Origin of the sequence: Pseudomonas sp. B16120 (genome assembly GCF_044218845.1) — a bacterium.
Classification (GTDB): domain Bacteria; phylum Pseudomonadota; class Gammaproteobacteria; order Pseudomonadales; family Pseudomonadaceae; genus Aquipseudomonas; species Aquipseudomonas paracarnis.
Map to the genome: position 1 here is coordinate 5,135,031 of NZ_CP162588.1, position 13,741 is coordinate 5,148,771.

12 protein-coding genes are annotated in these 13,741 nt (G+C 61.2%); 4 read left to right on the forward strand and 8 right to left on the reverse strand.

What is annotated here, in order from left to right; translation table 11 throughout:
• Positions 1-101 precede the first annotated feature (101 nt).
• Positions 102-977, forward strand: coding sequence for a helix-turn-helix domain-containing protein (locus AB4P90_RS24015; protein ID WP_060768063.1), 876 nt, complete (start codon positions 102-104; stop codon positions 975-977).
• Here AB4P90_RS24015 and AB4P90_RS24020 read toward each other — a convergent pair.
• From AB4P90_RS24020 to AB4P90_RS24050, 7 genes are all read right to left on the reverse strand, one after another.
• A complete protein-coding gene (locus AB4P90_RS24020; RefSeq protein WP_395605417.1) occupies positions 974-3,469 on the reverse strand; it encodes a LuxR C-terminal-related transcriptional regulator in 2,496 nt (831 codons plus the stop codon). The genes AB4P90_RS24015 and AB4P90_RS24020 overlap by 4 nt on opposite strands.
• Before the next feature lie 230 nt (positions 3,470-3,699).
• Positions 3,700-5,058: a DUF1329 domain-containing protein gene (locus AB4P90_RS24025; protein ID WP_014719871.1), complete on the reverse strand. Its 1,359-nt coding sequence runs from the start codon at positions 5,056-5,058 to the stop codon at positions 3,700-3,702.
• Positions 5,059-5,085: 27 nt separating this feature from the next.
• Entirely contained in the window at positions 5,086-6,876 is a 1,791-nt protein-coding gene (locus AB4P90_RS24030) for a DUF1302 domain-containing protein (protein ID WP_014719872.1), read from the reverse strand.
• A gap of 481 nt (positions 6,877-7,357) precedes the next feature.
• Positions 7,358-8,269, reverse strand: coding sequence for an SDR family oxidoreductase (locus AB4P90_RS24035; protein ID WP_395605418.1), 912 nt, complete (start codon positions 8,267-8,269; stop codon positions 7,358-7,360).
• 117 nt (positions 8,270-8,386) lie between these two features.
• The gene (locus AB4P90_RS24040; RefSeq protein WP_395605419.1) at positions 8,387-9,289 is read right to left on the reverse strand and encodes an alpha/beta fold hydrolase; all 903 of its coding nucleotides are present in this window, start codon (positions 9,287-9,289) and stop codon (positions 8,387-8,389) included.
• Positions 9,289-10,071: a class II aldolase/adducin family protein gene (locus tag AB4P90_RS24045; protein ID WP_020302024.1), complete on the reverse strand. Its 783-nt coding sequence runs from the start codon at positions 10,069-10,071 to the stop codon at positions 9,289-9,291. Before AB4P90_RS24045 ends, AB4P90_RS24040 begins: the two co-directional genes overlap by 1 nt.
• Before the next feature lie 175 nt (positions 10,072-10,246).
• On the reverse strand, positions 10,247-10,702 hold the full coding sequence (locus AB4P90_RS24050) for a flavodoxin (RefSeq protein ID WP_014719876.1): 456 nt from the start codon (positions 10,700-10,702) through the stop codon (positions 10,247-10,249).
• 129 nt (positions 10,703-10,831) lie between these two features.
• Between AB4P90_RS24050 and AB4P90_RS24055 the strand changes: the two genes are divergently transcribed.
• A complete protein-coding gene (locus AB4P90_RS24055) occupies positions 10,832-11,299 on the forward strand; it encodes a PAS domain-containing protein (protein ID WP_020302025.1) in 468 nt (155 codons plus the stop codon).
• Positions 11,300-11,357: 58 nt separating this feature from the next.
• Positions 11,358-11,963, forward strand: a complete 606-nt coding sequence (locus AB4P90_RS24060; RefSeq protein WP_020302026.1) for a hypothetical protein — start codon at positions 11,358-11,360, stop codon at positions 11,961-11,963.
• On the opposite strand, the gene AB4P90_RS24065 is transcribed toward AB4P90_RS24060, so the two are convergent.
• Complete coding sequence (locus AB4P90_RS24065) at positions 11,954-12,916, reverse strand: MerR family transcriptional regulator (RefSeq protein ID WP_395605420.1); 963 nt, start codon at positions 12,914-12,916, stop codon at positions 11,954-11,956. The two genes, AB4P90_RS24060 and AB4P90_RS24065, sit on opposite strands and share 10 nt — an antisense overlap.
• 213 nt (positions 12,917-13,129) lie before the next feature.
• On the opposite strand from AB4P90_RS24065, the gene AB4P90_RS24070 reads away from it, so the two are divergent.
• The gene (locus tag AB4P90_RS24070) at positions 13,130-13,687 is read left to right on the forward strand and encodes an antibiotic biosynthesis monooxygenase (protein WP_395605421.1); all 558 of its coding nucleotides are present in this window, start codon (positions 13,130-13,132) and stop codon (positions 13,685-13,687) included.
• Positions 13,688-13,741: the final 54 nt, after the last annotated feature.

Sequence of the window (13,741 nt, forward strand, 5' to 3'; positions counted from 1 at the left end):
CAACCACCCTGAGGTTCTTGCACATTCTTGCGCTTTTGTCGGGCGATGGGCTCACAGCGCCCGCCGCCGGGAGTAGGATGCAAGACGTCGGAGAACACACCATGCCAGAGCTGGAATCGCTGCACGTCTTTCAATCCCTCAACCGCTCGCCTCACGCACGCTTGGAAGCCTGCGCCGAGCTCGGTGACGGTTTGTCTGCGGCCGTGTGGAGCAACCACCACGATGCCCAGGACTACCAGGCGCCCAGCCATCACACTTTGTCCTGTTATATCGGCGGCGGCACGGGCACCTTTCGCCGTGACCGGCCAGGCACCAAGGGCGGCCCCGACAAATTGTGCATACTGCCGGCCGAGCACCAGTCGGCGTGGGTGATCAATGGCGAGATACGCCTGGCCCATGTGTATTTCAGCCCGGAGCAATTTGCCCTCGGCTGCGTCACCTTGCTGGACCGCGAGCCGCGGGAGTTGCAGTTGCGTGAGACGACCTTCCTTGAGGACGCCCGTCAGGCCCGACGCTTTCACCAGTTGATTAGCCTCAACTGGCTCGAACCCGGCGAGCGCCTGCTGACCAGCAGCCTGGCCCATGAACTGCTCAGCCACACCCTGCTCAACCAGGTCGGCGTGCGCGACGGCCTGCGCCTCAAAGGCGGGTTGGCGGCGCACCAACGGCGGCGTTTGGTGGAGTACATCGACCACCATGTTGAAGATCCCATCAGCCTCGGCCAGTTGGCGTCGATGTGCGCGCTGTCGGAATACCATTTCGCCCGGATGTTCCGTCAGAGCTTCGGCGTGCCGCCCCATCAATACCTGCTGGCACGCCGCCTGGCACGCGCGCAAACTTTGCTGCGCAGCGGCTCGTTGCCCTTGGGTGAGGTCGCCTTGAGGTGCGGTTTTTCCAGCGCCAGCCATTTCAACCAACGCTTTCGCCAAGCCATGGGCGCCACCCCGGGTGAATATCGCCAGGCACTGCGCGCCTAGGCCATCAAGCCCAGCGTCTTGGCCTTGGCCACCGCCTGAGTGCGGCGCTCCACCCCGAGTTTGCTGTGGATGCGCCGTGCATGGGTCTTGACGGTGTGCAAGGAGATATACAGGCGGTCGGCGATTTCCAGATTGGAGTTGCCCAGGGCGATCAACTGCAACACTTCGAGTTCGCGCTGGCTCAGAGGGTTTTGCGTCGCACCGGCAGGCGTGACCTGAGGCTCCAGGCCCAGCTCACTCAATAGCCCGGGTGCACGCAAGCGCAGTTCGCGAATCGCCTGCTGTACCTGGCAACGAGCCGCCAGCGCCAGCCCGGCCTGCAATGCACGACGGGCCAACGCCGGGTCACCGAGTTGCCAGGTCACCTCACCCAACACCAGGTGCAGTTCGGTTTCCAGACACAGCATGCCGCGCTGCCGGGAGGTTTCGAGCAAGGCATTGAGCCGTGCGATAGGTTGCTCGGCACAGCCCAGCCTGACCTCGGCCAGCACCAGCAAATACTCCAGACGCGGGATCAGTTCCAGGGTCGCCGGCGGTGCCTGCTTGGCACTGGGCCCACGGAAATGGCGCAACACCCGGCGCACCGCTTGTACCGTCAATTCAGCCCGGCCCTGTTGTAGCCACAGGTGTCCGCTGACCAACAACAACACCGCGCGATACACCGTCTCCGGGACATGGCGCTGCTGCATCAGGCGCTCGGCGTCGCGCAATTGAATGAACGCCTGGGCGTAGTCGCCACGGTTGGCCGCCAGCAGCGCCAGGCCGAGATAGCCATATAGCACGCGCTTGTCCTGGCTTTGCAGGCACAGCGTCAAGCCGGTCTCAAAGCATTCGCACGCCAGGGCGTCCTGGCCTTGCCGCAAGGCCAGGTGCCCACGGCGCAGGACGATGCGCCCCACCAATGGCCCGGCCCTGAGCCGCTGGCGAGCCAGCATCGCCTGCACCGTTTCCAGCAGGCTCTGCGCCCGATACGGCGCGCCGCGCTGCTCCAGTAACTGGGCGTGGTCCAATTCCAGCAGGGATTCGAGCACCAGCGAACCGTGAGCACGTGCCAGGCACAATGCTTCGCGGCTCAAGCTCTGGGCGACATCCAACTCACCGCGCAGCAGAGCTTGCTGGGTCAGGCCCGACAGGCACATCAGGCGTGAGGTCCAGGCGCTGTCAGGCAAGGCTTGCAGCGCTTCGAGCAAGTGTTCGCGGGAACGCTCGGCATCACCGCTCAAATGCAGCAACCAACCCCACTGCGCCTGCCAGCGCGCCAGCAGATAGCGCTGCGCGGCGGGCGTCGGTTGCGGGGCGAACCGGGCCAGTTGGTCGATACACAAGGCCGCCTGTTCGAAGCGCCCGGCAAACAACAACGCGGCCGTGAGCAGCCCCACCAGTTGCGCCGACCCCAACATCAATTCATCGCCCTGCTGTTCATGCAGGCGCAACAGCAGCACGGCGTTCTGCTGGCGAAACAAATCCTCGAAACTGAAGTGCTGCAACAGGCTCACCGCCACTTCATATTCCTGCGCCAGCAACGCCTGCTCGAACGCGGCCTGCCAGTCACCCTCGGCGCTGAACCATTGGCACGCGCGTCGGTGCCAGGAGCGTTTGGCCGGCCAGGGCTCATCGCTCAGCAGTCGCGCCAACGGTGGGAAAACGTGGAGCCAGTCGCTGGTGTCTTCCCAGGGCTGGATAAACGCACCCAGTGCCTGCAACTCGCGCAAATGCTCAGCGCCGTCACCACCACCGAACAAGTACTCACACAGGTTCAGGTTGAAACGCGGCAGATGGGCCAACACCCGCCAGGCCTCAGCCAATGGCGCCGACAAGGTGTTGAACAGCTCATGCTGCAGGTAATCGAGCAGGGTTTTGTCGGGGTGGCCGTCGCCCAACAAGGCGATACGCACACCGGCGCACCAACCGGCGCTGAACTGCATCAGGCTGTCGACGGTATGCCCCGGGGCGAGCAGTTGCTCGACTTCCTCGGCGCTGAAAAACAACTCGCTGCACTCCAGCAACTCATCGTCGAGCAACAGGCGTGGCCAATTGCACAACGGGCGCCGTCGCGCGCCCAGCCACCAGGTCAACTGCGAGCTGCCAGCGGCGAGCAAACGGTCCAGCAGCGCATCCAGCTCAGGCGCAGGTGAGCGACAGAAATCATCCAGAAACAACCACGTGGTGTGTGGCCAACGGCCCAAGTCGAGCAATAACGTGGCTTCATCCACAAACGGCAAGCCAAGCTGCTGCGCCAGCCGTGCGCAGAATTCCAAGGGGCTGAGCGCGGCACCGTTGAGTGGCATCCACACCACCCGGCACCCCTTCGGCGCCTGCAACGCACACTCGGCGAGCAACGCGCTCTTGCCACTGCCACCCGGCGCGCACAGCAACCTTACCCGCGCCTGCGCCGTCAGCAGCGGCACAGTCAGCCGCGCACGCAACACATGGTGGGCGGACAGCCGTGGCATAAATCCAGAACGGTCCAGGCAGCGGGTCATGGCGGTCATTGCTGCATCCTGCTGTTTTTATTGTTGCGTCACCCTAGACCTGTGGTTGGCGGTTGTTGAAGAAGTATTCAGCGGGTTGATTGAAGACCATAAAAACCAAGGTATACGTCCTTCAGTGTGGGAGCTGGCTTGCCTGCGATGGCGGTGCAACAGCAATCGATGAGCGGCCTGGCCCACCGCTATCGCAGGCAAGCCAGCTCCCACATTTTCAACCTCATTTCAGTGTGGAATCAGCGAACGCCCGCCGACCTCAGTGCGGCCGGGGTGTAGTCCGCCGCCTTGGCTGCGAAACCGAACACGAAACTGCTTTTCTCCTCGTTCTTCATGCCCAGCGCGATGTAGCGTCCGGCAATCAGGTCGTACAGGGTTTCCACGGTGTAGGCCGGCACCTGGTGGTCGTAGTAGAACTGCGCATGGCCTTCGGCAACGCGCCACAGTTGGCCGCGGCCGTCGTAGTGGTCCACCAGGGCGACTTGCCAGCTGTCTTCGTCGATGAACATATGGCGTTTGGCATAGATGTGCCGCTCGCTGGGCTTGACGGTGCCGACCACTTCCCACACGCGGTGCAACTCGTAACGGGTCAGGTCCTGGTTGATATGCCCGGCCTTGATGATGTCGTCGTACTTGAGGCTTGGCGAATCGAGCTTGTAGCTGTTGTAGGGAATGTACATCTCCTTCTTGCCCACCAGTTTCCAGTCATAACGGTCGGGCGCGCCGGAGAACATGTCGAAGTTGTCGGTGGTGCGCAGGCCGTCGGAGGCGGTGCCTGGGCCGTCGTAGGACACCTGCGGCGCGCGCCGCACCCGGCGCTGGCCGGCGTTGTAGATCCAGGCCAGGCGCGGTTCCTTCACCTGGTCGAGGGTTTCATGCACCAGCAGTACGTTGCCCGCCAGCCGCGCCGGGGCGGTGACCGATTGCTTGAAATAGCTGAGCACGTTGGCGGCCTTGGCCGGGTCGATATCCGGAATGGCTTGCGGCACCGCTACTTCTTCTTCGAAACGGATCGGCGTGTAGCTGCCATTGGTCTGGGGCGTGGCCTGAGTGATGATGCGCCGCAGGTTGCCGCCGTGGTAACGGGTGATGTGATTCCACAGCACCTCGACGCCATTTTTAGGGATAGGGAACGCGTAGTAACGGTTGCCGGTGAAGTTCTCCAGGCCGTTGCCATCGTTGATCGCCTTCACATTCAAGGCGCTGCGCTTGATCGACTCGTAAATGTCCGCCGGCAAGTTGACCGTACGGTGGCTGGGGTACACCGGGATCTTGTAGGTCTCGGGATAGCGCTTGAACATCGCTACCTGGCCGTCGGAGAGCTTGTCCTTGTACTTGTCCACCGTGGCAGCGGTGATCACGAACAGTGGTTTTTCACTGGCGAAGGGGTCGGCGAGAAACCCCTTGCTGTCCACCGCGCCTGCATTCTTGGGGATGCCGCCGGTCCAGGCCGGAATCGAGCCATCGGCGTTGCCGGCTTTTTCCGCGCCGACCGGGGTCAGGGAAGTGCCGAGCTTGGCGGCTTCTTCGGGCGATACCGCCGCCATTACGTTGGCGGCCAATACGCTCAGGGCCAACATTGCAATCATCTTACGCATAGGGTCTTGTCCTTCTTTTAAGCCAGATCAGAAGTTCACGCCGAAGCTGAGGGCGAGGAAGTCGCGGTCGGTCAGGGTGTTGTAGTCACCGCCAAAAAAGTCGGTGTAGCTCAGACTTGCGGTGTAGGTGCTGCGATAGTCCGCATCCACGCCGACGCTGATGGCCTTGGCGCCTTTGTTGAACAGGCCGTTGGGGCCGTAGCCCGCCACGTCGTGGGACCAGGACAGGTTGGGCTTGAGGTTCACACCGGCAATGGCGTTGTTGTAGTCAAGGATCGCCCGCGCCCGGTAGCCCCACGAGGTGGAGGTGACAAAACCGTCGGTGTCACCTTGAAAACCGTAGGCGCCGTACACCGAGTCTCGGCCGTAACGCAGTTTGGTTTTGTCTTCCAGGCCGGCGACGTGCACCACCGCCGCTTCGCCCACCAGGGTCAGGCGCTCGGCGCCCAGTACCTGGTCGAAGAACTGGGTCATGGTGCTCTGGATCTGGGTGATTTCCTTGCGGCGATAGCCTTTGTTGTCATCGCCGAAATTGCTGCGGATGGGTGAGGCGAGTTGGCCCGCAATGGGGTTGACCAGGGCCAGGGTCAGGTCAGTGGTGTTGAGCTGCACCGGCGCATTGGGCCGATAGCTGATTTCGCCGGTCCACGCCGTGCCCGTGGGCAAGGTGGTGGAGAAACTGGCGCCGAACAGGCGGATGTCTTCCGGGTAATCCAGGTAGTACTGGCCGCGGCCAAGCATGGTGCTTTGGGCCAAACCGCCCCCGGAACCGGGTGCTAGGGCGTTGGCGGTGTTGATGATGCGCCCGATTGTGGCCAGGTTGGTATTGGCGGTCAGGGTGCCGACGGTCGGTGTACGGCTGTGGTAGTTCATGAAATACAGGCCGTATTCAGTGTCATCGCCCAGCCAGCGCAGGGCCGCGCCGAACTGGCCGGAGTCACGCGCATCGCGGTCACCGGCACGCCGCACGATCACGCCTTCATTGGTCACGCCAAACCCTTGACCAAAGGCAGCGGCCACCGGTTGCAGCGGTCGGATCGCCGGGCTGCCCACGGTGTAGTTATTGGTGCAGCCGTCCGCCGCCACGTCCCCACCGAAGAAGGTGCCGCAGTTGTCGAGCACCGTCTGGTCCCATTCCAGTTGGTAGAAACCTTCCACTGTCAGTTGATTGGTCAGGCTCTGGGAGGCAAACAGCATGTTCACCGGGATCAAGCCTTCCTTGATCTCGGCACCGGGCCTGCGAAACGCCGACACGTCGATCGGGTTGATGCTGTTGATGGAGTTACCGATGAAGGTACTTTCGCCCCAACTGACCACCTGCTTGCCGGCGCGCACGGTGCCGGGCAGGTCGCCCAGGGAGTAGTTGTGGTAGACGAAGGCATCGAGGATCTGCGCACCGCTGGACTTGGCGCCTTCCTTGCGGTTGTGGTCGCTGATGGGCTTGAACTCGCGGTCTTCGTCCTTGAGCTCGAAGTCGTACCAATACTTGCCACGCACGAATACCCCGGTGTCGCCGTACTTCAACTCAAGGTCGTGCAGCCCCTTGAAGATCTTGGAGAAGGTCTCGCCCTTCTTGAAGTTGAGGCGCCCGTCATCCCCGGTGGACGCCTGGCCCGTCCCGCCATTGACCGTGCCGACCAGGCTTTTATCGGCATCGCGCATGCCCCAACTGGCGCCGACCGACAGCGAGGAGTCGAATTGCCCTTCGATCTCGCCGATGTTGAACGAAACAGCCTGCGCCTGGGCACAGCAGCCCAGCGCAACCGCAGTGGCCAGCGCCTGTGGCGTGAAGATGGCGCGCATTATTGTTTTTGTCATGCGTCTTCCCCGGTGAGTGACAGAAGGCCCCACCCTACTGCCGCCCTTGAGGAGCGATAAGCGCACCAAGGAGGTATTCGTGTTGTCGCTCGAAAGGATGACGGGGTTCTCTGGCCGGGCGTTGGCTTGGTGACATGCATGCGATGGATGAAGGGTTATCAGAAGGATCGATGGCGCCCTGTAATTATTGCCGATCTGGTAATAGTCCTTGTCCTGATTCGCTATTACTCATTTTGTTACAACCGACTATTCTTGCCTGGCTTTCAGGGCAAACAGCCCGCTCCCGCATTGGGGAGAAAAGCTGATTTATAACGGATTGATCCCGTAATCAGTCTGTTCCCGGTGTTCACTGACGTTGATTTGTCGCTCCTTGATCCAACGTCTTACTTCGGCCGCTGCCTATGCAGCGGCCTTTTTTATGCCTGCAATAAAACGGGGCGTCATCGACGCCCCGTGGGATTCATTGATTTACCGGCAATGATCAGAGGCTGAACTTCTGCAAGTTGGCCATCATTTCCTTCAACGCCTCAATATTATCCTTGGGGTGCGCAGCCCCTTCGAAATCGCAGATCTGCTGCCAGTGCGCGGCCACATCCTGCGGCGAAAAACCGGCCTCGGGATCAAAGCCCACACCCAGGCTGCGCTCCCAACGGGTCTTGCCGATCCAGCCGCCACCTACTTCAAACAAGCCGGCAGTTTCTTCACAAGCGTCACTGCCCAGGTACACCACCAATGGGCTGACCAGTTCCGGCTTGAGGCGCTCGAACACCTGCGGCGGAATCAGCCCTTCGGTCATGCGCGTGCCGCCGGTGGGGGCAATCGCGTTGACCAGGATGTTGTTCTTGCGCCCTTCCAGCGCCAGGGTGCGGGTCAAGCCATACAGGCCCAACTTGGCCATGCCGTAGTTGGACTGGCCGAAGTTGCCGTAAATGCCTGACGTCGACGCCGTGAAGATCACCCGGCCATAACCCTGCTCGCGCAAATGCGGCCAGGCGGCGCGGGTGACTTTGTAGGCGCCTTCGACATGCACCCGGTAAACCAGGTCCCAGTCGTTGTCGTCCATTTTGTGAAAGGTCTTGTCGCGCAGGATGCCGGCGTTGTTGACCACCACGTCGACCCGGCCGAAAACATCCAGGGCGTTCTTTACGATCTTGTCGCCGTCGGTGACGGAGTCATGGTTGGCCTCGGCAATACCGCCTGCCGCGCGGATCTGCGCCACCACCCGGTCGGCCGCCGAGGCGTTGGCGCCCTCGCCTTGGGTTGAGCCACCGAGGTCGTTGACCAGCACTTTGGCCCCGTGCTTGGCGAACAGCAGCGCATGGGCCTGGCCCAAGCCACCACCGGCGCCGGTGACGATCACGACCTTATCCTGGAACTGCACTGACTCACTCATACCGAACTCCGCTGGCGACAATGGGATAGGCAGAGTGTCACGCACGCAGCCTCTGGTCACAATAAAGACGGCCGGGGCTGAATGGTGCTTGATAAGGCAGCGGGATGATGCGCGGAATCAGGAATAGGCCGCGCGCGGTGAAGGCTGGCTGATGCGCTCACGAAACGCCTGGTAATGCTTGAGCACCTGGACCGGCGCCTCGATCTGCGGGTAGTGGCCGATATTGGCCAGCCTTATCGTGTCGGGCGCGGGCACCAGTTGGCGATAGCGCTCGACCATATGAGCCCCGGAAATCGGGTCTACTTCGCCGTCGATCACCCGCAGCGGCACTTCACCTCGCTGCATGGCCGTGAGCCAGCGCTCGCGCAGACGACGGCGCTGGGGGATGTAGGCGATGAGTTTGTGCAGGATACGCGGGCCGTCGTTGCAACTGATCAAACTCCAGAAATCATCCAGCACGCTTTCACTGGGCCGCGTCTGGGGGCCGAAGATCTGGTTGAAACTGCTGGCCAAGGCATTGCGCCCAAAGGCCCGACCGATCATCCAGCCCAACGGGCTGAGCAGCAGCTTTTGCACCAGCGCCGGCCGATGGGTTTCCGGAAACAGCCCGCCGTTGAGAAATACACAACTCGCCATCGGGAACCGGCCCTCGTAATGCCGAGCCAATAATTCCTGGGCGACACTGTCGCCGTAGTCATGAGCCAACACATGCACCGGCTGCTCTACGCGCAGGTGCTCAAGCAGCGCCTGTTGCAGATCGGCCTGTTCCAACAGGCAATAGTCGTGGTCCATGGGTTTGGCCGAGTCGCCAAAGCCGAGCATGTCGCAGGCAATCACCAGATTGCGCTGGGCCAGGGGTTGCCACAGGTAGTGCCAGTCCCAACTGGCCGTGGGGAAACCATGGATCAGCAGCAACGGCTCGCCCTGCCCGGCCATCCAATACCGCACGGTGTGGCCACGAAAGGCGAAGTCCTGGCCGCGCTTGCGCCAGGCTCTGAGCGGTATCTCGGCGAGTGGCATCAGCTTTTATACCCGGGGTCCTGGTGGTCCAATTTGCGTAGCAGCGCCGGCCAGGCCAGCGCACCACCCATACCTTGGGCGCTTTTTGTGACAGCTGCCACCATCGCCTTGGCACCGGCGAGAATCTGCGGCTCGATGGCGATCAACTCGGTGCCGCCGCTCTGGGCCAGCACCTGGATCTCGCAGGCGCGCTGGAAGGTGAACATCATCAGGAAGGTATCGGCGATGGTGCCGGCGCAGGTCAGCAGGCCGTGGTTATGCAGCATCAGGAAATTGTTCTGGCCCAAATCCGCTTGCAGGCGGGCCTTTTCCTCGTGATTGAGCGCCACGCCCTCATAGGCGTGATAGCCCAGGCTGGACAGTACAAACAGCGATTGCTGGCTGATGGGCAATACACCCTGCTTTTGCGCACACACCGCTACGCCCGCAGCAGTGTGAGTGTGCAGCACGCAGGTCACGTCGTGGCGCACTTCGTGGATGGCGCTGTGGATGGTGTAGCCCGCAGGGTTGATATCGTAGGGGCTCTCCATTTGCTTATTGCCGGCCTGGTCAACCTTGACCAGGCTCGACGCGGTGATCTCGTGGAACATCAGCCCATAGGGGTTGATCAGGAAATCTTCAGTGCCCGGCACCTTGGCCGAAATATGCGTGAAGATCAGGTCATCCCAACCGTGCATGGCCACCAGGCGATAGCAGGCCGCGAGGTCCACGCGGGTTTGCCATTCGGCGGCGCTGACCTGGGCTTTGACGTTTTGTGGCGATGGAGCAGGGGCTAGGCTCATGGCAATGACCTCCTTGGCGCACTTCTTATGGTGTCTAAAGTGAGAGCCAGTCTAGTCAGACGCCGAGGCGCAAGGAGTTTCCTTGGCAGCCAGCTTGATGACTGAGCGAGTCAGTCAAGAGAATAGTACAAATACGTGTCAAACAAGCGCCGTCAATAACGGCGCTCCCTGGGGCTCAACCGCGCAGCGCGGTGATCAAATCGGCCAGCCAAGGCTCGGCGTCAGCTTCCGGGGTGACGCTTTCGCTGGCGTCCAGGCGCAGCATCGGCTGCACTTCGCGGATGCCCAGTTCGGCGAACAATTCGCGCATTTGTTCACCGCCGCCACAGAAAGTATCGCCATAGCTGGCGTCGCCCAGGCCGATGACCGCTCCCGGCAGGCCGCGCCAGGCGGCGGGCAGTTGGTCGCGGATGGTTGAGTACAGAGGCTGCAGATTGTCGGGCAACTCGCCCATGCCGGTGGTCGAGGTCACTGCCAGGAATGCATCCGGAGCAAAGGCCTGCACGTCTGCCAGCGTGGCACGTGCGTTGTGCCAGGCGTTGAAACCTGCGTCCTTGAGGATTTCTTCCGCGTGGCGAGCGACTTCTTCAGCCGTACCGTAGACCGAGCCGGAGAGGATGGCGACTTTCATCAATCTGATCCTGTGGTTGAGTGAAAGCGTGGGATATTAGCAGCCTGTGCCAATATTTCAGTGCGCGCCGTGCAACATTCCAGACTTGCCATAAACTGGCAAGGTCAAAACCAGGCCATGGACCGCTCTATGATTAACGCCAAACTGTTGCAAATGGTCGTCAATGCGTCCAACGACGGAATCGTTGTTGCCGAGCGCGAAGGCAACGACAAACCGCTGATCTACGTCAACCCGGCCTTCGAACGGCTGACCGGCTATACCCTCGACGAGATCCTGTATCAGGACTGCCGCTTCCTGCAGTCGGGCGACCGCGACCAACCGGCCTTGATCGCCATCCGTGACGCGCTCGACAGCGGCGGCGCCTGCCGGGAGATCCTGCGCAACTTTCGCAAAGACGGCACGCCTTTCTGGAACGAGCTATCGCTTTCGACCGTGTACAACGAGGTCGACAAGCAAACGTATTTCGTCGGCGTGCAAAAAGACGTCACCACTCAAGTCAAAGCCCAACAGCGCGTCGCCCAGCTGGAAGCCCAGTTAGCCGAGCTCAAAAGTGAGCTCGCGGCACTCAAGGCGACGAGTGGATTTAACAAACTGTAAAAAACGCGGTCTTTAGAGCGATAATGGCTTTTTAATGCCTCAGCCTTGAGCTAGATCAATGCAACGCGACACGCTATTGACGCAGGACGAGCTGGATTTTATCCAGGACATGCAGCACAACCCGCAGCTCAACCTGCGGGATGCATGGTCGAGCCTGACGGTTAATGGCGGCGCACAGATTCGCGATTTGCTCACACGGCTAGCGGCTCACGACCAGGTCACCATCCAGGCGCAGTTCGACAACCAGCAACTCACCTTCCCGTTGCACTTGGTGGAAGATGAGTTTCATGCCGTGCATTTGCGCCTGGGCGTACCGAGCATTTTTGAAGATGGGCCGATGATCCGCCCGTGGCGCCTGGCGCTTGAAACGCCGGTGGCGCTGGAAAACATCAAGGGCTACTCCAGCGCGCTGTGGGTGCACGAAGTGTCATTCAAAGGGGTGCTGGTAGAAGTGCGTGGCCGGGTCAAACCGCCAAAGACGTTTTCCCTGTGGTTCAGCCCTTCCGGCTACGAACGCATCGCCCTGCGCGGTACGCTGGAGCGGGAAACCGCCCGCGGCCTGTTCGCTTATCGCCTCAGCCAGAGCGATGCCGATGAGATCGAACGGTTACGCCAGTTCATCCTGCACCAGCATCGCCTGGTTCATCCTCACGTTCATGCCTGAGACTCCAGATGGCCGCTGAGCAGTTGCTGCAAGCGGCGCGGCATCAAGCGCCCGTCATTGCCCAGACAACCAATCGATGCCCCCTCCAGGCTGTGTTCTGCCAGCTCTGACGCCTCTCCAGCCAGCAGCAACGGGCAGTCGAGGGTGAAGGCCAGGCGATTGAGCCGCGACGCCAGCTCTGCGCCAGGGGCATGGTTGGAAAACAGCACCAGGGCTTGCGGCCGAGTGCGCTCACAGATCAGCGTCAACTCATCCAGTGGCTGGCCAACGCCCAGGACCTTGACCGCCAGTTTCTCGCTCGACATCAACAAGCCCGCCACCAGCAACTCCAGCTCACGGCACTCTCCGGCAATGGCTGACAGCAATACCCTGGGCGCTGGCGAGGCACAGGCCATTTGCAGGCACCGTGCGACACGCGAGCGCAGGAAATTATCGAAGAACAGCCACTCGCTGGCTTGGCCAAAGCGGCCTTGGTGACGTAACAACTGCTGCCACAGCGGGACCAAAATGTCTTGGAACACCACGGTTGTCGAATAGACGCTGAAGATCTGGCCGTACAACCGGTCGAGCTCACGATCATCAAAAGCACTGATGGCCTGCCGCAGTTGCGCCTGCCATTGGCGCCACTCCAGTTCGGTATCGCTGCGTGACGCGGTAGCCGGCTCGTTGGGCTGTGAGTCGCGCGCCAAAAGCTTGCCGACTTTGCTCACCGCCACGCCACGTTCGATCCAGTCGAGGATGCGGTGCACGGTGTCGATATCGGTGCTTGAGTACAGCCTGTGCCCACTTTCGGTGCGTACAGGCTGGATCAAACCGTAGCGACGCTCCCACGCACGCAACGTCACCGGGTTTACACCTGTGAGTCTTGCCACTTCACGAATCGGAAACAGCCCCTCGCAGTCAGAGTGGCTGTCGGCTGTCGTTTCGCGAAGAGGCGCAGTGATTTCGGGCATCAGCGGTCAAAAAACTTGTATGAATTTGAACACCATTTAACGCCGATTGAACTGCATGATTCAAGATCTACGGCGATCCATCCGAAGTTTCTGGCGTATTTGGGCAAATCCGGAATAATCCTTGCCTGTTCTTTTGCGTCGCTGCACCACCCCGCAGCCTCGTTCGTGCACAGCCTACCCGGCTCGGCGCACTTGCTGATTTGGAGATATACGATGTCTACCTCACCCGTCACCTTGATGGTTGCGCGCCGCGTGGCCAAAGGTCGCTACGAAGAGCTGATGGCCTGGCTGCGTGAAGGCGAGCAATTGGCGACTGACTTCCCCGGTTACCTGGGTTCCGGCGTGCTGGCCCCGCCACCCCATGATGATGAGTTCCAGATCATCTTCCGCTTTGCCGATGAAAAAACCCTGCATGCCTGGGAATTCTCCGCGTCGCGCAGCGCGTGGCTGAGCCGAGGCAGCGAGCTGTTTGCCGACCCGTCGGAACACCGCGTCAGCGGTATCGATGGCTGGTTTGGCGCAGTGGGTGCCCGCCCGCCACACTGGAAACAGGCGGTGGCCATCTGGTTGGCTTTTTTCCCGGTATCGCTGCTGTTCAACTTCGGCCTGGGCTCGCTGCTCAGCGAGTTAGACCTGTTCAGCCGCGTACTGGTGAGCACCGCAGCGCTGACCCCGTTGATGGTTTATTTCTTTATACCGCTGTCGACCCATCTGTTGGCGAACTGGCTGCACCCTTCGCCCCCTCGCAAAGTCACTGAAGCCGCCGCTTGAGTACAGGGAGGCCGGCGCGCTGGTATAGTTTGAGCCTGCCAGCGACTTGAGCCT

Coding starts and splice junctions, on each gene's coding strand:
- AB4P90_RS24025 (WP_014719871.1), bottom strand. CDS start 5,058: ATGCGTAAGATGATTGCAATGTTGGCCCTGAGCGTATTGGCCGCCAAC.
- AB4P90_RS24015 (WP_060768063.1), top strand. CDS start 102: ATGCCAGAGCTGGAATCGCTGCACGTCTTTCAATCCCTCAACCGCTCG.
- AB4P90_RS24020 (WP_395605417.1), bottom strand. CDS start 3,469: ATGACCGCCATGACCCGCTGCCTGGACCGTTCTGGATTTATGCCACGG.
- AB4P90_RS24050 (WP_014719876.1), bottom strand. CDS start 10,702: ATGAAAGTCGCCATCCTCTCCGGCTCGGTCTACGGTACGGCTGAAGAA.
- AB4P90_RS24060 (WP_020302026.1), top strand. CDS start 11,358: ATGCAACGCGACACGCTATTGACGCAGGACGAGCTGGATTTTATCCAG.
- AB4P90_RS24055 (WP_020302025.1), top strand. CDS start 10,832: ATGATTAACGCCAAACTGTTGCAAATGGTCGTCAATGCGTCCAACGAC.
- AB4P90_RS24040 (WP_395605419.1), bottom strand. CDS start 9,289: ATGCCACTCGCCGAGATACCGCTCAGAGCCTGGCGCAAGCGCGGCCAG.
- AB4P90_RS24065 (WP_395605420.1), bottom strand. CDS start 12,916: ATGCCCGAAATCACTGCGCCTCTTCGCGAAACGACAGCCGACAGCCAC.
- AB4P90_RS24035 (WP_395605418.1), bottom strand. CDS start 8,269: ATGAGTGAGTCAGTGCAGTTCCAGGATAAGGTCGTGATCGTCACCGGC.
- AB4P90_RS24030 (WP_014719872.1), bottom strand. CDS start 6,876: ATGACAAAAACAATAATGCGCGCCATCTTCACGCCACAGGCGCTGGCC.
- AB4P90_RS24070 (WP_395605421.1), top strand. CDS start 13,130: ATGTCTACCTCACCCGTCACCTTGATGGTTGCGCGCCGCGTGGCCAAA.
- AB4P90_RS24045 (WP_020302024.1), bottom strand. CDS start 10,071: ATGAGCCTAGCCCCTGCTCCATCGCCACAAAACGTCAAAGCCCAGGTC.